Annotated in this window: 16 protein-coding genes; 8 read left to right on the forward strand and 8 right to left on the reverse strand. The window is 61.9% G+C overall.

Features of this window, described 5'->3' with window-relative positions; translation table 11 throughout:
- Positions 1-6 precede the first annotated feature (6 nt).
- The 3 genes from DXT77_RS05135 to DXT77_RS05145 all read right to left on the reverse strand — a co-directional run bounded on the left by DXT77_RS05135 (position 7) and on the right by DXT77_RS05145 (position 4,995).
- On the reverse strand, positions 7-2,289 hold the full coding sequence (locus tag DXT77_RS05135; protein ID WP_119426846.1) for an ABC transporter permease subunit: 2,283 nt from the start codon (positions 2,287-2,289) through the stop codon (positions 7-9).
- A gap of 174 nt (positions 2,290-2,463) precedes the next feature.
- Positions 2,464-3,465 carry a phosphate ABC transporter substrate-binding protein PstS gene (locus DXT77_RS05140; protein WP_085708814.1) on the reverse strand — a complete coding sequence of 334 codons (1,002 nt, stop codon included), beginning with the start codon at positions 3,463-3,465 and terminating at the stop codon, positions 2,464-2,466.
- Positions 3,466-3,696: 231 nt separating this feature from the next.
- On the reverse strand, positions 3,697-4,995 hold the full coding sequence (locus DXT77_RS05145) for an MFS transporter (protein ID WP_119426847.1): 1,299 nt from the start codon (positions 4,993-4,995) through the stop codon (positions 3,697-3,699).
- Between the two features lie 379 nt (positions 4,996-5,374).
- Between DXT77_RS05145 and DXT77_RS05150 the strand changes: the two genes are divergently transcribed.
- Together DXT77_RS05150 and DXT77_RS05155 are read left to right on the forward strand one after the other, a co-directional pair.
- A complete protein-coding gene (locus tag DXT77_RS05150; RefSeq protein ID WP_003229628.1) occupies positions 5,375-5,779 on the forward strand; it encodes an acyl-CoA thioesterase in 405 nt (134 codons plus the stop codon).
- 59 nt (positions 5,780-5,838) lie between these two features.
- Positions 5,839-6,738: a D-hexose-6-phosphate mutarotase gene (locus DXT77_RS05155; RefSeq protein ID WP_119426848.1), complete on the forward strand. Its 900-nt coding sequence runs from the start codon at positions 5,839-5,841 to the stop codon at positions 6,736-6,738.
- Between the two features lie 127 nt (positions 6,739-6,865).
- Here the strand turns inward: DXT77_RS05155 and DXT77_RS05160 are convergent, their stop codons facing one another.
- The 5 genes from DXT77_RS05160 to DXT77_RS05180 form a co-directional block, all read right to left on the reverse strand.
- Positions 6,866-7,402, reverse strand: a complete 537-nt coding sequence (locus tag DXT77_RS05160; RefSeq protein ID WP_064379774.1) for a DUF3299 domain-containing protein — start codon at positions 7,400-7,402, stop codon at positions 6,866-6,868.
- A 90-nt stretch (positions 7,403-7,492) separates the two neighbouring features.
- On the reverse strand, positions 7,493-7,738 hold the full coding sequence (locus DXT77_RS05165) for a GlsB/YeaQ/YmgE family stress response membrane protein (RefSeq protein WP_065260866.1): 246 nt from the start codon (positions 7,736-7,738) through the stop codon (positions 7,493-7,495).
- Between the two features lie 112 nt (positions 7,739-7,850).
- A complete protein-coding gene (locus DXT77_RS05170; RefSeq protein WP_114886417.1) occupies positions 7,851-8,933 on the reverse strand; it encodes a 5-(carboxyamino)imidazole ribonucleotide synthase in 1,083 nt (360 codons plus the stop codon).
- A 10-nt stretch (positions 8,934-8,943) separates the two neighbouring features.
- On the reverse strand, positions 8,944-9,435 hold the full coding sequence (purE, locus tag DXT77_RS05175) for a 5-(carboxyamino)imidazole ribonucleotide mutase (RefSeq protein ID WP_007954291.1): 492 nt from the start codon (positions 9,433-9,435) through the stop codon (positions 8,944-8,946).
- A 212-nt stretch (positions 9,436-9,647) separates the two neighbouring features.
- Positions 9,648-10,556: a LysR substrate-binding domain-containing protein gene (locus DXT77_RS05180; protein WP_119426849.1), complete on the reverse strand. Its 909-nt coding sequence runs from the start codon at positions 10,554-10,556 to the stop codon at positions 9,648-9,650.
- Positions 10,557-10,736: 180 nt separating this feature from the next.
- Between DXT77_RS05180 and aspA the strand changes: the two genes are divergently transcribed.
- From aspA to DXT77_RS05210, 6 genes are all read left to right on the forward strand, one after another.
- On the forward strand, positions 10,737-12,161 hold the full coding sequence (gene aspA / locus DXT77_RS05185; protein WP_085708808.1) for an aspartate ammonia-lyase: 1,425 nt from the start codon (positions 10,737-10,739) through the stop codon (positions 12,159-12,161).
- Between the two features lie 499 nt (positions 12,162-12,660).
- On the forward strand, positions 12,661-14,106 hold the full coding sequence (locus tag DXT77_RS05190; protein ID WP_119426850.1) for a sodium:alanine symporter family protein: 1,446 nt from the start codon (positions 12,661-12,663) through the stop codon (positions 14,104-14,106).
- A 170-nt stretch (positions 14,107-14,276) separates the two neighbouring features.
- Entirely contained in the window at positions 14,277-15,281 is a 1,005-nt protein-coding gene (locus tag DXT77_RS05195) for an asparaginase (protein ID WP_119426851.1), read from the forward strand.
- A gap of 87 nt (positions 15,282-15,368) precedes the next feature.
- Entirely contained in the window at positions 15,369-16,367 is a 999-nt protein-coding gene (locus DXT77_RS05200) for an AraC family transcriptional regulator (protein ID WP_119426852.1), read from the forward strand.
- Between the two features lie 132 nt (positions 16,368-16,499).
- The gene (locus DXT77_RS05205) at positions 16,500-17,525 is read left to right on the forward strand and encodes a histone deacetylase family protein (protein ID WP_114886422.1); all 1,026 of its coding nucleotides are present in this window, start codon (positions 16,500-16,502) and stop codon (positions 17,523-17,525) included.
- Positions 17,522-18,622 (forward strand): polyamine ABC transporter substrate-binding protein, encoded by a 1,101-nt coding sequence (locus tag DXT77_RS05210; RefSeq protein WP_119426853.1) that lies wholly within the window; start codon positions 17,522-17,524, stop codon positions 18,620-18,622. Before DXT77_RS05205 ends, DXT77_RS05210 begins: the two co-directional genes overlap by 4 nt.
- The last annotated feature ends 43 nt before the right edge of the window (positions 18,623-18,665 follow it).

Here is an 18,665-nt window from a genome sequence, read left to right on the forward strand (position 1 = left end):
CCTTTCTTAAAGCGACGAGTATTTCTTGCGCAGACGCTGACGAATCAGTTCCGCGAGGGTGTTCATGACGAAGGTGAACAGCAGCAGCACCAGCGCCGAAAGGAACAGCACGCGGTAGTGGCTGCCGCCGACTTCCGACTCCGGCATTTCCACCGCGACGTTGGCCGCCAGGGTGCGCAGGCCTTCGAACAGGTTCATTTCCATGACCGGGGTGTTGCCGGTGGCCATCAGCACGATCATGGTCTCGCCGACTGCACGGCCCATGCCGATCATCAGGGCCGAGAAGATGCCCGGGCTGGCGGTCAGGATCACTACGCGAGTCATGGTCTGCCACGGTGTGGCACCGAGGGCCAGCGAGCCCAGGGTCAGGCCGCGCGGCACGCTGAACACGGCGTCTTCGGCGATCGAGTAGATGTTCGGGATCACCGCGAAGCCCATGGCCAGACCGACCACCAGAGCGTTGCGCTGGTCGTAGGTGATGCCCAGGTCGTGGGAGATCCACATGCGCATGTCACCGCCGAAGAACCAGTTCTCCATGAACGGGCTCATGTACAGCGACAGCCAGCCCACGAACAGGATCACCGGGATCAGCAGCGCACTTTCCCAACCGTCCGGGACTTTCAGGCGGATCGATTCAGGCAGGCGGCTGAAGGTGAAACCGGCGACCAGAATGCCGATCGGCAGCAGCATCAGCAGGCTGAAGATGCCCGGCAGATGCCCTTCCACATACGGCGCGAGGAACAGGCCGGCGAAGAAGCCGAGGATCACCGTCGGCATCGCTTCCATCAGTTCGATCACCGGTTTGACCTTGCGGCGCATGCCCGGGGCCATGAAGTACGCGGTGTAGATCGCAGCGGCAACCGCCAGCGGCGCAGCCAGCAGCATCGCGTAGAACGCGGCTTTCAGGGTACCGAAGGTCAGAGGCGACAAGCTCAGTTTCGGTTCGAAATCGGTGTTGGCCGCAGTCGATTGCCAGACGTATTTAGGCTCGTCGTAGTTCTCGTACCAGACCTTGCTCCACAGCGCGCTCCACGACACTTCCGGGTGCGGATTGTCGAGCAGCAGCGGTTGCAGCTTGCCGCCGGCTTCGACGATCACACGGTTGGCCCGTGGCGACAGACCGAACAGGCCCTGGCCTTCGACCACCTGATCGACCAGCAAGGTGCGGTGCGCGGTGCTGTGGAACACGCCGAGCTTGCCGGAAGCATCCAGGGCAACGAAGCCCTTGCGGCGCTCTTCGGCGGTGATTTCAACGATCGGCGTCTTGCCCATCTGGAAGGTGCGGATTTGCTTCAGGCGCAGCTCGCCATCGGTGTCACGGGCCATGAACCACTGGGCCAGGCCACCGGTGGAGTCGCCGACGATCAGCGAGATGCCGCCTACCAGTTGAGTGGCGGCAGTGACTTGCGCGTCAGCGTTTTCCAGCAGTTTGTAGCGACCGTTGAGGCTCTTGTCGCGCAGGCTGAACACGTCGGCCTGCGCGCGACCGTTGACCACGTACAGCCATTGCTGGCGCGGGTCGACGAAGATGTTTTTCACTGGCTCGGTCATCTGCGGCAGATCGATACGCTTCTGCTCGTTGGTGACTTCGCCGGTCATCATGTTTTCTTCGCTGGTCAGCGACAGCACATTGAGTTGCGAACCGGTGGAGCCGACCAGCATCAGGGTCGAGTCGGTGGCGTTGAGGCTGACGTGCTCCAGCGCACCGCCGCTCTCGTTCAGCGCAATCGGCGCTTCGCCGTACGGGAACTCGATCGCCGGGGTGATGGTTTTCTTGCCTTCCGGGTAGCTGACTTTATAAGTGTGACGGAACACCAGCGCCTGACCGTTGGACATGCCCACGACCACCAGCGGATGGCCCGGCTGGTCTTCACCGATGGAGGTCACACTGGCGCCTGCCGGCAACGGCAGATCGACGCGCTTCAATTCAGCGCCACTGTCGATATCGAAGAACAGCGCCTGGCCCTTGTCGGAAACGCGCATGGCCACCTGATTCTGCTCTTCGAGCGAAATCATCAGTGGCTTGCCGGCGTCCTGCATCCAGGCCGGGGTGATAGCGTCTTTCGCAGTCAGGTCAGCGCCCTTGAACAGTGGCGCGACGACGTAGGCGAGGAAGAAGAAGATCAGGGTGATGGCTGCCAGCACCGCCAGACCGCCGACGAGGACGTACCAACGGGTGAAGCGATCCTTGAGCGCGCGAATGCGGCGCTTGCGTTGCAACTCAGGCGTATTGAAATCAATGCGCTTGGGAGGGTTCGTAGTCATTTTGGAATTGGCCAGATCATTCATGCGCACACCCTAGCGATCCTGTATGACAGAAAGATGACAATGCAGTGACGCACCAAATCCGCCGCCAGCAGGGCACTGGCAGTGGATAAAAGAATTCGGGGAGTGTGGGGCCGGGCCGCTTGCGGGCCGGGCCCCACACGGGAGTCAGGCGGGGTTCACCCCTGACTCAGTTTGTTACTTTTTTGCGACTTCAGCGCCGCCTTCCTGCAGACCCAGGTCAGCCAGTGCTTTTGCAGCAACCTTGGCCGGCAGCGGGATGTAGCCGTCTTTCACTACCACTTCCTGGCCCTGTTTCGACAGAACCAGTTTCACGAACTCGGCTTCCAGCGGGGCCAGAGGCTTGTTCGGGGCCTTGTTCACGTACACGTACAGGAAGCGGGACAGTGGGTACTTGCCGTTCAGGGCGTTTTCTTCGCTGTCTTCGATGAACTCGGTGCTGCCTTTCTTCGACAGAGCAACGGTTTTCACGCTGGCGGTCTTGTAGCCGATGCCCGAGTAACCGATGCCGTTCAGCGAGGAGCTGATCGACTGCACGACCGAAGCCGAACCTGGTTGTTCGTTGACGTTAGGCTTGTAGTCGCCTTTGCACAGGGCTTCTTCCTTGAAGTAGCCGTAGGTGCCGGATACCGAGTTACGGCCGAACAGTTGAACCGGCTTGTTGGCCAGGTCGCCGGTCACGCCCAGGTCGCCCCAGGTTTTGACGTCGGCCTTGGCGCCGCACAGACGAGTGGACGAGAAGATTGCGTCAACCTGTTCCATGGTCAGGTGCTGGATCGGGTTGTCCTTGTGCACGAAGACAGCCAGGGCGTCCACGGCAACCGGGATAGCGGTTGGCTTGTAGCCGTATTTCTGTTCGAAGGCCGCCAGTTCGGTGTCCTTCATCTTGCGGCTCATCGGGCCCAGGTTGGAGGTGCCTTCGGTCAGCGCAGGTGGCGCGGTGGCGGAGCCAGCGGCCTGAATCTGGATGTTTACGTTCGGGTATTCTTTTTTGTAGTTCTCGGCCCACAAGGTCATGAGGTTGGCCAGGGTATCGGAGCCGACGCTGGACAGGTTGCCCGACACACCAGTGGTCTTGGTGTAGCTCGGGATCGACGGGTCAACAGCGGCGAACGCGTTGGCGGTCGCAACGCCAGCAGCGACAAAAGTCATTGCCGCCATCAAACGCTTCAGTTTCATGCCTTACTCCTAGCAGATAGGGGGTGTTAAGTCGGGGCCAAGTATCAGCAGGCCGTGTGAACACTCTATGGCTGAAATATGACAATTGGATGAAAGGCCAGCATTGAGGTTTTACCGAATGATACGGGCGGCCCAAATCGCGAGCAGGCTCGCTCCCACAGTTGAAATGCATTCCAGTGTGGGAGCGAGCCTGCTCGCGATGGGGCCGGTATCAGCGAAGAGAATTGCGGGTCAGCGGCCCTTGCTCCACAGCCAGGCGCCGACCAGAATCCCCATCCCGCACAGCACCGCCACATAGTAGGCAGGCCCCATCGCACTTTCTTTCAGCAGCAGGCTGACCACCATCGGGGTCAGGCCGCCGAAAATGGCGTAGGCGACGTTATAAGAGAAGGACAGACCGCTGAAGCGCACCACCGGCGGGAACGCCTTGACCATCACGTACGGCACCGCACCGATGGTGCCGACCAGGAAACCGGTCAGCGCATACAGCGGGAACAGCCAGTCCGGGTGATCGGCGAGGCTGTGATAGAACGTCCAGGAGCTGGCCAGCAAACCCAGGCAGCCGAACACAAACACACGACCGGCGCCGAAGCGATCCGCCAGTGCGCCGGAAATGATGCAGCCCAGGCTCAGGAAGACGATGGCCAGGCTGTTGGATTGCAGCGCCATCGTTGGCGAGAAGTGATAGACCGTCTGCAGCACGGTCGGGGTCATCAGGATCACCACGACGATGCCGGCGGACAGCAACCAGGTCAGCAGCATCGAGACTGCGATGGCCCCGCGATGGTCACGCAGCACTGCGCGCAGCGGCACTTCTTCGGCCAGTGCCTTGCGCTGTTGCAGTTCAGCGAATACCGGGGTTTCGTGCAGCCAGCGGCGCAGGTAGACCGAGAACAGGCCGAACACGCCGCCGAGCAGGAACGGAATCCGCCAGGCGTAGTCCGAAACTTCCACCGGCGTATAAATGCTGTTGATCGCGGTGGCGACCAGCGAACCCAGCAGGATGCCCGCCGTCAGGCCGCTGGTCAGGGTGCCGCAGGCATAGCCGACATGCTTTCCGGGCACGTGTTCGGAAACGAAGACCCATGCCCCTGGCACTTCACCGCCAATCGCCGCGCCCTGGATCACGCGCATCAACAGCAGCAGGATCGGCGCCCACATGCCGATCTGCGCATAGGTCGGCAGCAGACCCATGATCAGGGTCGGCACGGCCATCATGAAGATGCTCAGGGTGAACATCTTCTTGCGCCCCAGCAGGTCGCCGAAGTGCGCCATCACGATCCCGCCCAGCGGCCGCGCGAGGTAGCCGGCGGCAAAGATGCCGAAGGTTTGCATCAGGCGCAGCCACTCGGGCATGTCGGCGGGGAAGAACAATTTGCCGACCACGGTGGCAAAGAACACGAAAATGATGAAATCGTAAAACTCCAGCGCACCGCCCAGGGCCGATAGCGACAGAGTCTTGTAGTCATTGCGGGTCAAGGGTCGTGCGGGTTGGTCCGGCTGCGCGATGCTCGAGGGCGCTGTGGTCATGGCAAGGTCTTCTCTTATAGTCGGATCTGCCGCCACAACAACGCTGGCTGTGGCTCGGGCAGGTTCGGCACCATAGCAAATTGTTCGAAAAAGCACATAGAGGCGCGTATTTGACGGTCGAAATGAGAACCGGATGGTCGTCGCGGAGTCTACCGACCGATATACTCGCAATCCTGCTCCGGCTTGTAAGGGGTTGCTGTGCGAAAACGTTGCTGGCCGCCTTATCGCGTTGAACCAGCCGGTTTCGCAGAGTTTCCCCTTCAGTTGCCTTATGGAAAACGTGACGAACGTAGTATGTTCGGTGCTGAATCGTTTTTCCTGAAGACGGCTACCACCAGCAATACCCAACGAAGAGTCACGGGTCAGAGGCACCCCCGGCATGATAGAGCTCGAACAAGAAGATCCGATCCCGCAAGGCGACCTGGCCCTGCAAATCACCGCGCTTCCCCGCGAAACCAATGGCTTCGGCGATATTTTCGGCGGCTGGCTGGTAGCGCAGATGGACCTGGCCGGCACTGCAATGGCCAGCCGCGTCGCCGGTGGCCGTGTCGCGACCGTTGCCATTGACCGCATGGCGTTCCTGGTGCCGGTGGCCGTCGGTGCGCAATTGTCCTTCTATACCCAGACCCTGGAAATCGGCCGCAGCTCGATCCAGATGATGGTCGAGGTGTGGAGCGACGACCCGCTGTCCAGCGAGTGGCGTAAAGTGACCGAAGCGGTGTTCGTGTTCGTGGCCATCGATGGCAGCGGTCGCACCCGTTCGGTTCCGCCACGCGCACGTTAAACCTCGCGGCCGTTTCAAGGTCGATAGTCGTCCCAAGTTGCTGATTCGAGAGTTGTCCCATGAACACGCCCATCGTTGAAGCCGTGAAACTGGATGAACTGAACTGCTGGCGCATCCGCCACGGTCAGGCCGAAGTGCTGGTGGCCCAGCAAGGCGCGCACATCCTCAGTTATCAGGTGGACGGCCAGCCGCCACTGATCTGGCTGAACGACAAGGCGGTGTTCAAGGCCGGCAAGAGCATCCGCGCTGGCGTGCCGGTGTGCTGGCCGTGGTTCGGTGTCTTCGCCCGCAACCCGCAGAGCGTGCAGGCGATGCGAGTCAGCGAAGAGCCGGCCACCGCTCACGGGTTTGTCCGGGCGATGGATTGGGAGCTGGGCGGTATCGAAACCGAGGGCGAAAGCCTGAAGGTCGAGTTCACTCTGCCCTACCCCGAAGGCGGCTTTCCGGGCTGGCCGCATCAGGTCGACCTGACCCTGACCCTGCGCCTCGACGATCATCTGCACATCAGCCTGACCAGCCACAATCGCGGTACCGACACCGTCAGCATCAGCCAGGCGCTGCACAGCTATTTCGCCGTCAGCGATGTGCGCAACGTGCGCGTCGAAGGCGTGGACGGCCTGAGCTACATCGAGACCCTGGATGACTGGAAGACGCACACCCAGCAAGGCGACCTGCGTTTTGCCGGGGAAACCGACCGCATCTACCTCGACGCTCCGCCGCAACTGAGCATCGTCGATCCGGCCTGGGAGCGGCGCATCGCGCTGACCGCTACCGGCTCACGCACGGCAGTCATCTGGAACCCGTGGATCGACCGCGCCGCCGCGTTCAGCGACATGGACAACGACGGCTGGCAGCGGATGCTGTGCATCGAGACCGCGAACGTGATGGATGACATCGTGACCCTCGCGCCGGATGCCAGCCACACCATGGGTGTCAGCGTCGGCAGCAAGCCACTTTAACCAGTACCGTAAAACAAAATGTGGGAGCGAGCCTGCTCGCGAATGCGTTATGTCAGCCACCCTTTTAGTGTCTGATACACCGCTTTCGCGAGCAGGCTCGCTCCCACAGTTGTTTTGGGGGTAACTATTAGAGATCGGACTCCTGCACCACCCGCACCTTGTCCGCTTCCAGCGCATAGGCCGCATCGGCCAGGTCATTGCTGACCTTTTCGATCTTCAGCGTGCCGGTCACCCAAAGCGGCGTGTAGATGTCGTCCAGCTTCAAACCCTTGGGGTAGCGCACCAGCACGAGTTGATTCGGTGGCGGTGGCGGCACGTGGATGCAGGCGCCCGGGTACGGCACGAGGAAAAACAGCGTGCTGCGGCCCTTCGCGTCCGACTCCAGCGGCACCGGGTAACCACCGATACGGATGTGTTTGTCGTTCATCGACGCCACGGTCTTGGTCGAGTACATCACCGCCGGCAAGCCCTTGGCCTGCTTCATCCCGCCTTTCTGGGTGAAGGTGCCGGTGGCTTCCGGAGAGTTGTGGTCGATTTCAGGCATGGCCTCGAGGGCTTTCTGATCCGACTTGGGCATCAGTTCCAGCCAGTCGGTTTCCGGCAGTTCGCCGGCGTGGGCCAGACCGCTGCCCAGCAAAAGGAGAGTCAACAGAAGACGGCGCATGAAGATGCTCGTAGGAAAAAGGAAACAGTAAATCGCCGAGCATTCTAGCCCTCTCCACCGGTTTGGCAGAGAGGGCTTTGTCGCTTTGGATCAGTTCTTTTTGATCAGGCCGTAGATCACCAGCAGGATGATCGCGCCCACCAGCGCACCGAAGAAGCCGGCGCCCTGACCTGCCTGATAAATGCCCAGGGCCTGGCCGCCGTAGGTGGCTGCCAGCGAACCGCCGATACCCAGCAGGATGGTCATGATCCAGCCCATGCTGTCATCGCCCGGCTTGAGGAACCGTGCCAGCAGGCCGACGATCAGGCCGATAAAGATGGTTCCGATAATTCCCATGGCATTTCCCTCTGAAATTGGTCGATATGCGAAAGCCTAGTCAGACTTTGGCATCCTGCCATCAGAGAACGGCGGCCCTTAATGGTTCCGCCGCTGCCAGATGAAACTCTCGTTACTCGGCGATCAGCGCCTCGACCTTGAGGATCTGCTGTTCGAGGGTCGCCTTGTCCTTGCAACGCAGGTTGGCGTGACCGACCTTGCGCCCGGCCTTGAAGGCCTTGCCGTAGTGATGCAGATGGCAATCGTCGATGGCGATGACCTTCTCGACCGGAGGCACGACGCCGATGAAGTTGAGCATCGCGCTCTCGCCGACCTTGGCCGTCGAACCCAGCGGCAGACCGGCAACGGCCCGCAGGTGGTTTTCGAACTGGCTGCACTCGGCGCCTTCGGTGGTCCAGTGCCCGGAGTTGTGCACCCGCGGGGCGATTTCGTTGGCCTTGAGGCCACCGTCGACTTCAAAGAACTCGAACGCCATCACGCCGACATAGTCCAGCTGCTTGAGGACGCGGCTGGAGTAGTCTTCAGCCAGGGCCTGCAGCGGGTGATCGGAACTGGCGACCGAAAGCTTGAGGATGCCGCTGTCGTGGGTGTTGTGCACCAGTGGATAGAACTTCGTCTCGCCATCGCGGGCACGTACGGCGATCAGCGACACTTCGCCGGTGAACGGCACGAAGCCTTCCAGCAGGCAAGGCACGCTGCCGAGTTCGGCGAAGGTATCGACCACGTCTTCCGGCTTGCGCAGGACTTTCTGACCCTTGCCGTCGTAACCCAGGGTGCGGGTTTTCAAAACGGCAGGCAGGCCGATCGAAGCGACAGCGGCGTCCAGATCGGCTTGCGACTGGATGTCGGCGAACGCCGGGGTCGGAATCCCCAGGTCTTTGAACATGCTCTTCTCGAACCAGCGGTCACGAGCGATGCGCAGAGCTTCGGCGCTCGGGTAGACCGGCACGAACTGCGAAAGGAAGGCCACGGTTTCCGCCGGGACGCTTTCGAACTCGAAGGTCACCAGATCGACTTCATCGGCCAGTTGACGCAGATGATCCTGATCGCCGTAATCGGCCCGCAGGTGTTCGCCCAGCGCAGCGGCGCAAGCGTCCGGCGCAGGGTCGAGGAAAGCGAAGTTCATGCCCAGCGGGGTGCCCGCCAGGGCCAACATGCGACCCAACTGGCCGCCACCGATTACACCGATCTTCATCTCAACAACCTCAGGCAATACGTGGGTCTGGATTGTCCAGGACGCTGTCCGTCTGCTCGGCACGGAAGGTCTTCAGTACCGCGTGGAATTGTGGATGCTTGGCGCCCAGGATGCTCGCCGACAGCAGCGCGGCGTTGATCGCACCGGCCTTGCCGATGGCCAGGGTGGCAACCGGAATGCCGGCCGGCATCTGCACGATCGACAGCAGCGAGTCGACGCCCGACAGCATGGCCGACTGCACCGGCACGCCCAGCACCGGCAGGTGGGTCTTGGCCGCACACATGCCTGGCAGGTGGGCCGCGCCACCGGCACCGGCGATGATCACCTCGATGCCGCGGCCTTCGGCCTCTTCAGCGTACTGGAACAGCAGATCCGGGGTGCGGTGGGCAGAAACCACCTTGACCTCGTACGGGATGCCGAGCTTTTCCAGCATATCGGCGGTGTGGCTAAGGGTGGACCAATCGGACTTGGAGCCCATGATCACGCCAACCAGTGCACTCATCGTCGCGCCTCTTCTCTCTGGGCGCCCGCAGGCGCGTCAAAAACAACAAGCCACGCAGATTGCGTGGCTTGTTGTAGGAAAAATGGCCGGACGAACCGGCCGAAGGCCGCGCAGTATACCGCAAAGAAAGCAATAAACAGCCCCCATGGCGACCATCTGTCAAATGAGCCAAAGCCCCGGTTTTATTGACTCAAAGGTCAGCGCCAGCGCATTCAGGAAGATTGTGCAGCACCGCCTTCAAGCTTGCGCCACAACAACCGCACGTTGGCCTTGCGCACCAGCGCGCAGCGGTACAGGCGAATCTCCAGCGGTACATGCCATTGCGGGCCGCCGCAGACCACCAGTTCGCCCCGGGCCAGTTCGGCGCGCACGCTCAATTGCGGCACCCAGGCAATGCCGAGGCCTTCCAGCGCCATGCTTTTAAGGCTGTCGGCCATGGCTGTTTCATAGATCGTGGTGAAGCGCAGCTGTCGCTGGCGCAGCAAACCGTTCACCGAACGTCCGAGGAAGGCTCCGGCGCTATAGGCGAGGAGCGGCACACTGTGCTCACCTTCCAGATCGAACAACGGCTTGCCATTGGCATCCGCCGCACACACCGGAAGCATTTCGGTCTGGCCCAGGTGCAGTGACGGGAAAATTTCCGGGTCCATCTGCATCGCTGCGTCCGGGTCGTAGAACGCGAGCATCAGATCGCAGCCACCCTCACGCAAAGCGTGCACGGCATCGCCGACGTTAGTCGCCACCAGCCGCGTGGCGATGTTCAGGCCTTCGTTGCGCAGTTGTGCGATCCAGCGCGGGAAGAAACCCAGCGCCAGCGAGTGCGCCGCCGCCACCTGGATCACTTCACCCTGCCCGCCTTCCAGGTGATGCAAATGGCGCAGCACCTCGCCGAGCTGTTCAACCACAGTGCGCGCGGTCACCAGAAACAGTTGCCCCGCTGCCGTCAGCTCGACCGGCGTGCGTGAGCGGTTGACCAGCGTCAGTCCGAGCGCGGCTTCCAGGCTGCGGATCCGCCGACTGAAGGCCGGCTGGGTCACGAAGCGCCGTTCGGCTGCCTGCGAGAAGCTGCGGGTGGCGGCCAGGGCACTGAAGTCCTCGAGCCATTTGCTTTCCAGATTCATCACGTCCTCCCGGACACGCACCAAAACAGGTCACACGTCTGCCGCGCACGCGGCGTCACACGGGCATTATGCCGAATGTGCATAGGGCAGTGTTTAACAGCATTGGCCCAAAAATTCCCACAAGCCTAGCATTCGCAGCGTTCCGGCACAGACCGGGTCCATATCGAGATGATTTCCATCATGTCCTCCGCTGCATCTTTCCGCACAGAAAACGATCTGCTTGGCTCCCTCGAAGTCCCTGCTCAAGCGTATTACGGCATCCAGACCCTGCGAGCGGTGAACAACTTCCGCCTCTCAGGCGTTCCGATTTCGCACTACCCGAAGCTGGTTGTCGGTCTGGCGATGGTCAAACAGGCCGCCGCTGACGCCAACCGTGAGCTGGGTCACCTGAGCGAAGCCAAGCACGCTGCCATCAGCGAAGCCTGTGCACGTCTGATCCGCGGTGATTTCCACGAAGAGTTCGTGGTCGACATGATTCAAGGTGGCGCCGGTACCTCCACCAACATGAACGCCAACGAAGTGATCGCCAACATCGCGCTGGAAGCGATGGGTCACCAGAAAGGCGAGTACCAGTACCTGCACCCGAACGACGACGTGAACATGGCGCAGTCGACCAACGACGCCTACCCGACCGCGATCCGCCTGGGTCTGCTGCTGGGTCACGACGCGCTGCTGGCCAGCCTCGACAGCCTGATTCAGGCGTTCGCGGCCAAGGGTGAAGAGTTCAACCACGTCCTGAAGATGGGTCGTACCCAGCTGCAAGACGCCGTTCCGATGACCCTGGGTCAAGAGTTCCGTGCTTTCGCCACCACCATGGGCGAAGACCTGGCCCGTCTGAAGACGCTGGCCCCGGAAGTCCTGACCGAAGTGAACCTGGGCGGCACCGCGATCGGTACCGGCATCAACGCCGACCCACGCTACCAGGCCCTGGCCGTACAGCGTCTGGCCCTGATCAGCGGTCAACCGCTGGTTCCGGCTGCCGACCTGATCGAAGCCACCTCCGACATGGGCGCCTTCGTGCTGTTCTCCGGCATGCTCAAGCGCACCGCGGTCAAGCTGTCGAAGATCTGCAACGACCTGCGCCTGCTGTCCAGCGGCCCACGCACCGGCATCAACGAAATCAACCTGCCGGCGCGTCAGCCAGGCAGCTCGATCATGCCAGGCAAGGTCAACCCGGTGATCCCGGAAGCCGTGAACCAGGTTGCGTTCCAGGTTATCGGTAACGATCTGGCGCTGACCATGGCAGCCGAAGGCGGCCAACTGCAACTGAACGTGATGGAGCCGCTGATCGCCTTCAAGATCCTTGACTCGATCCGCTTGCTGCAGCGCGCCATGGACATGCTGCGCGAGCACTGCATCGTCGGCATCACCGCCAACGAAGCGCGCTGCCGCGAACTGGTCGAACACTCGATCGGTCTGGTCACCGCACTGAACCCGTACATCGGCTACAAAAACGCCACCCGCATCGCCCGTATCGCCCTTGAAAGCGGCCGTGGCGTGCTGGAACTGGTGCGCGAAGAAGGTCTGCTCGACGACGCCATGCTCGCCGACATCCTGCGCCCGGAAAACATGATTGCTCCGCGTCTGGTGCCTCTGAAGGCCTGATCCGACGCGTTACTTGTAGCACCGCTCACCAGGTCGAGGGACTAGACACCTCTCACCTTTTGAGGGCTTGGGGATCATTCTCCAAGCCCTTTTTTTTAACTATTGAGTAGCAAAATCGTCTTCTGTGGGAGCGAGCCTGCTCGCGATAAACGATTACGCGGTTTGCCTGTTGAACCGCAGCGTCTGCATCGCGAGCAGGCTCGCTCCCACAAGAGCCCGACGCCGGTAACGTCGGGTGTTTCAAAGCTTCGTTTCGTCGCTTGCACCACAACCGTGCAGACGGGCGCCGCACTGATCGGTATAGTGCCGCCCCTCTTCGCGTGAGCGGTCGTCGGTAACGAGGCCATAACCCATGCGAAACCCGAACTAATAACAAACCCGCGATATGGATCCGGGACGAAACCCTCGCCTCGCCCGTTGTGCCGCGCGCACACCGGTGTAACGCGATGTTTCCGACCATCCAGCATTTGCTTACACAATAAACAGCGAGGAAAAATCCATGCTCGAAGTCATCAACGACTTCCTCTCAGGGAAAGTACTGATCGTGCTCATTGTCGGGCTCGGTAGCTACTTCACGATTCGCTCGCGTTTCGTTCAATTGCGCCACTTCTTCCACATGTTCGCGGTGTTCCGCGACAGCCTCAAAGGCAGCGCCGGTCAACTCAGCTCGTTCCAGGCCCTGATGCTCAGCCTCGCCGGCCGCGTCGGTGCAGGCAACATCGCCGGTGTCGGCATCGCCGTGACCCTGGGTGGTCCGGGTGCGGTGTTCTGGATGTGGGTAACCGCACTGGTCGGCATGTCCAGCAGCTTCTTCGAATGTACTTTGGCCCAGGTCTACAAGCGTGCCGATGGTGATGGTCTGTACCGTGGTGGTCCGGCCTACTACATCCAGCACGGCCTGAAGCTCAAGGGCATGGCGGTGGTGTTCTCGATCCTGCTGCTGGTCACCTACGGCTTCGCCTTCATCGGCCTGCAGTCCTACACCGTGACCCACTCGCTGCAGAACGCCTTTGCGTTTGACCCGCAACACACCGGCATCGTCCTGGCGGTGCTGCTGGCCATCACCTTCATCGGTGGCATCAAGCGCATCGCCTCGGTGTCCGACCTGCTGGTACCGGTCAAGACCCTGGCCTATATCGCCGTGACCCTGTACGTGATCGGCACCCAGATCGAACACGTACCGGCCATGCTGGTCACCATCTTCAAGAGCGCCTTCGGTCTCGACCCGGCCTTCGGCGGCCTGCTCGGCAGCGCGATTGTCATGGGCGTGAAGCGTGGCGTGTTCGCCAACGAAGCGGGCCTGGGCAGTGCGCCGAACGTCGCCGCCGTGGCGGCCGTGAAGCACCCGGGCGCCCAGGGCGTGGTTCAGGCGTTCAGCGTGTTCCTCGACACCTTCGTAATCTGCACCTGCACCGCGCTGCTGATCCTGCTGTCGGGCTTCTACACCCCGGGCTTCGAAGGTGACGGCATCGTCCTGACCCAGAACTCGCTGGCCGCCGTGGTCGGTGACTGGGGCCGCATGTTCGTCAGCGTCGCGCTGTCGCTGTTCGTCTTCACTTGCATCCTCTACAACTACTACCTGGGCGAGAACAGCCTGCAATTCCTCACCCGCAACCGCGTTGCGCTGATGACCTTCCGTGGTCTGGTGCTGGCGCTGGTGGTCTGGGGTTCGATGCAGGACCTGTCGACCGTGTTCGCCTTCGCCGACATCACCATGACCTGCCTGGCGTTCGTCAACCTGGTGGCCCTGGCCCTGCTGTTCAAGGTCGGCATGCGTGTGATGCGCGACTACGACGAACAGCGCCGCGCCGGCGTCGACCAGCCTGTGTTCGACTCCAGCAAATTTGCCGATCTGGACCTGGACCTGAAGGCCTGGCCAACCAGCCCGTCGACTGCTGCCAAGGCTGACGCTCAGACGCAAGGCATCCCTGCAGCGCAACGCTGATGGGTGAATGACGGGCGCATCCCCTGCGCCCGTCAGTTAAAGTGCAATGCATTACCTGTGGGAGCGGGCTTGCTCGCGAAGACGGTGAATCAGTCGAAACATCTTTAGCTGACACACCGCATTCGCGAGCAAGCCCGCTCCCACATGTCATCTCTTGTGGAGACCTTCAGATGATTGCCAATTCCTACCCTGCCGCCCAGCACGTCATGGTGCTGTACACCGGTGGCACCATCGGCATGCAGGCCAGCGCCAACGGCCTGGCCCCGGCCTCCGGTTTCGAAGCGCGGATGCGCGACTACCTGCACAGCCAGCCTGAACTGGTCGTACCGCAGTGGCGCTTTCGCGAGATGTCGCCGCTGATCGACAGCGCCAACATGACCCCGGCCTACTGGCAGCAACTGCGCGAAGCCGTCGTCGACGCCGTCGATGTGCAAGGCTGCGATAGCGTGCTGATCCTCCACGGCACCGACACCCTGGCCTACAGCGCCGCCGCCATGAGCTTCCAGCTGCTCGGCCTGCATGCCCGCGTGTGCTTCACCGGTTCGATGCTGCCGGCCGGCGTCACCGACAGCGACGCCTGGGAAAACCTCAGCGGCGCGCTGGTTGCCCTCGGCCACGGCCTGGCACCGGGTGTGCATCTTTACTTCCACGGCGAGCTGCTCGCTCCGACCCGCTGTGCGAAAGTGCGCAGCTTCGGACGTCACCCGTTCAAGCGCCTGGAGCGTCAGGGCGGCGGTGTGAAAGCCACGTCCCTGCCGGCAGCGCTGAACTACAACCAGCCCAAGCAACTGGCCAAAGTTGCCGTGTTGCCGCTATTCCCGGGCATCGGCGCCGAGATCATCGACGGCCTGCTCGACAGCGGCATTCAGGGTCTGGTGCTGGAGTGCTACGGCAGCGGTACCGGGCCGAGCGACAACCCGGAGTTCCTCGCCAGCCTCGGCCGGGCGCGGGATAAGGGCGTAGTGGTAGTTGCGGTTACGCAGTGCCATGAAGGCGGTGTGGAACTGGATATCTACGAAGCGGGCAGCCGCTTGCGTGGCGTCGGTGTGTTGTCCGGTGGCGGCATGACTCGTGAGGCGGCGTTCGGCAAGTTGAATGCTTTGCTGGGGGCAGGTCTTGAGACGGCTGAAGTGCGGCGTCTGGTCGAACTCGACCTGTGCGGCGAGCTCAGCTGATCGCAACCGGCTGTGGGAGCTGCTCTGCTCCCACGGCCCGGCATGCAACTTGCTGCCGTTTCCAGCACCTCAAGGCTGGAAGATCCTATGCTCCACTCCCACCTCACCACGCTCAATGCGGTCTCGCTGATCCTCAACACGTTCAAGTCTGAAGGCTTGTCCAGCGAAGCACTGCTCGCCGGCAGCGGCATCAGCGCGGCGGATCTGAGCCGGGCCGACACCCGCATCACCACCAATCAGGAGATGCAGGTCTGCGCCAACGCAGTCGCGCTCAAGCATGACATCGGCCTGGAACTGGGCCGGCGCATGCACGTTTCCTGCTACGGCATCCTCGGTTACGCGCTGCTGACCTGTGCCACCTTCGGTGACGCTTTGCGCCTGGCGATCCGTTATCCGGCGCTGCTGGGAACACTTTTCGAGCTGAGCCTGGAGGACGACGGCCAGCGCGTCTGGTTTGTCGCCGCCGATTACCGCGAGAGCCCGGCGATGGCGGTGTTCAATGCCGAGTTCTGCCTGGTGTCGCTGAAAGTCATCTGCGACGACCTGCTCGGTCATCCGCTGCCACTGCTCGCCACCCGCTTCGAACACGCCGCGCCGGATTACCGCGACAGTTACGCCGAACACTTCAAGGCGCCCCTGCATTTCGGCGCCAAGGACAACGCCTTCGCCTTCGACCGGCGCTGGCTCGATCAACCGCTGCCGCTGGCCGACATCATCACCCATCAAGCCATGGCCGAACGCTGCCGCAAGCAGAACACCGAGTTCACTGGCCGTCAGGCGTGGCTCGGGCGGATCCGTCAGTTGCTGACCGCCCAACTCAATGCCGCGCCGGGGCTGGAAGGTCTGGCGCAGCAGATGAACTGCTCGCCGCGCACCTTGCGTCGGCATCTGAAAGACATGGGTTGCAGCTATCAGGAACTGCTCGACGAACTGCGTTTCGAGCGGGCCAAGCAGATGCTTTGCGAAGATCAACTGCCGATCTACCGCATCGCCGAAACCCTCGGCTTCAGCGAGACCGCAAGCTTCCGCCATGCCTTCGTGCGCTGGAGCGGCGTGGCGCCGAGTCAGTTCCGTCCACACGGTTAAACCGTCGAGGGGCGATATCAGGTCAGTATTTTTGGCCACATCGATCCCCTTTTGGCCTCTCTGGCCGTTCTCCGATTCGCCCCGCGCCGCAACACTGGAGCCAACCGAATCAGCCCCTGCGGAGAACAACAAATGCTGACGATCTACTCTGACGATCATCACCTGCACCATGGCCGCTGCGAATTGATCGACGGCCAGCTCAAGCCTTGCTTCGAGATGCCGTCCCGTGCCGACCACGTGCTGCAACGGGTAAAAAACCAAAACCTCGGCCCGGTCGAGGCGCCGAAGGATTTCGGCCTCGGGCCGATCGAGCGCATCCACAGCCGCGACTACCTCGACTTCTTCAAAGGCGCCTGGGCGCGCTGGACCGAATTCAACACCGACGGCGATTTGCTGCCTTACACCTGGCCCGCGCGCACCCTGCGTCAGGTCAAACCCACCAGCCTGCACGGCCAGCTCGGTTATTACAGCTTCGACGGCGGCGCGCCGATCACCGCCGGCACCTGGCAAGCGGCGTACAGCGCGGCGCAAGTGGCGCTGACCGCCCAAGCGGAAATCCAGCGCGGCGCCCGTGGCGCTTTCGCCCTGTGCCGTCCACCGGGACACCACGCCGCCGGCGATTTGATGGGCGGTTATTGCTACCTCAACAACGCTGCCATCGCCGCCCAGGCATTCCTTGATCAGGGCCACAAGAAGGTCGCGATCCTCGACGTCGACTACCACCACGGCAACGGCACCCAGTCGATATTCTACGAGCGCAGCGACGTGCTGTTCACCTCGATCCACGGCCACCCGGAAGCGGAATTTCCGTTCTTCCTTGGCTACGAAGATGAGCGCGGAGAAGGGGCCGGCGAAGGCTTCAACTTCAACTATCCGCTGCCGGCCGGTTCCGGCTGGGATGTCTGGAGTGCGGCGCTGGATCAGGCCTGCGCGGAGATCGACAACTACGGCGCCGACATCATCGTCGTGTCGCTGGGCGTCGACACCTTCAAGGACGACCCGATCTCGCAGTTCAAGCTCGACAGCCCGGACTACCTGGCCATGGGCAAACGCATCGCCGCCCTCGGCAAGCCGACTTTGTTCGTCATGGAAGGCGGCTACGCGGTGGAAGAGATCGGCATCAACGCGGTGAACGTGCTGGAAGGTTTCGAGTCATGAAAAGTCTCAAGCACTTCATCGCACCCGCGCTGTGCGCAGCGTTGCTGAGCGGCGCCGCACACGCCGAAGAACGCACCCTGCGCGTCTACAACTGGTTCGACTACATCACCCCAAAGGCCCTGGAAGATTTCAAGGCGCAGAACAGCCAGACCAAACTGGTCTACGACATCTTCGACACCAACGAAGCACTGGAGGCCAAGTTGCTGACCGGCAACTCCGGCTATGACGTGGTGGTGCCGTCCAACGTGTTCCTCGCCAAGCAGATCGAGGCCGGGGTGTTCCAGCCACTGGATCGCAGCCAGTTGCCGAACTGGAATCACCTTGACCCGAAACTGATGAAGCTGATCGAGGCCAACGATCCGGGCAACAAGTTCGCCGTGCCGTACATGTACGGCACCATCCTGATCGGCTTCAACCCGGCCAAGGTCAAGGCAGCGCTGGGGGACAACGCGCCGGTGGACAGCTGGGACCTGATCTTCAAGGAAGAGAACATCAGCAAGCTCAAGCAGTGCGGCGTGGCCCTGCTCGATTCGCCGTCGGAGATCCTGCCGCTGGCCCTGCAACACCTCGGCCTGGATCCCAACAGCAAGAACCCGGCGGACTACGCCAGGGCCGAAGCGTTGCTGATGAAGATCCGTCCGTACGTGACCTACTTCCATTCGTCCAAGTACATGGCCGACATCGCCAACGGTGACATCTGCGTCGCGGTCGGCTATTCAGGCAGCTTCTCGCAAGCCGCCAACCGCGCCAAAGAGGCGAAGAACGGTGTGGTGGTCGACATGCGCCTGCCGAAGGAAGGCGCGCCGATCTGGTTCGACATGCTCGCCATCCCGAAAGGGGCGAAAAACCCGCAGGACGCCTACACCTTCATCAACTACCTGCTGCAACCGCAGGTGATCGCGCCGGTCAGCGATTTTGTCGGCTATCCGAACCCGAACAAGGACGCCACCGCGCAGGTCGATCCGGCGATCCGCAATAACCCGAACCTGTACCCGACCGATGCGGCGATGAATACGCTGTACACCCTGCAACCGCTGCCGCGCGATGCGGAGCGGGCACGGACGCGGGCGTGGACCAAGATCAAGTCCGGTACCTGACTGCCGACCGGCAATGCCTGACAACATGGATGACCCGCGCCTG

Source organism: Pseudomonas sp. 91RF, from assembly GCF_003576265.1.
Classification (GTDB): domain Bacteria; phylum Pseudomonadota; class Gammaproteobacteria; order Pseudomonadales; family Pseudomonadaceae; genus Aquipseudomonas; species Aquipseudomonas kribbensis.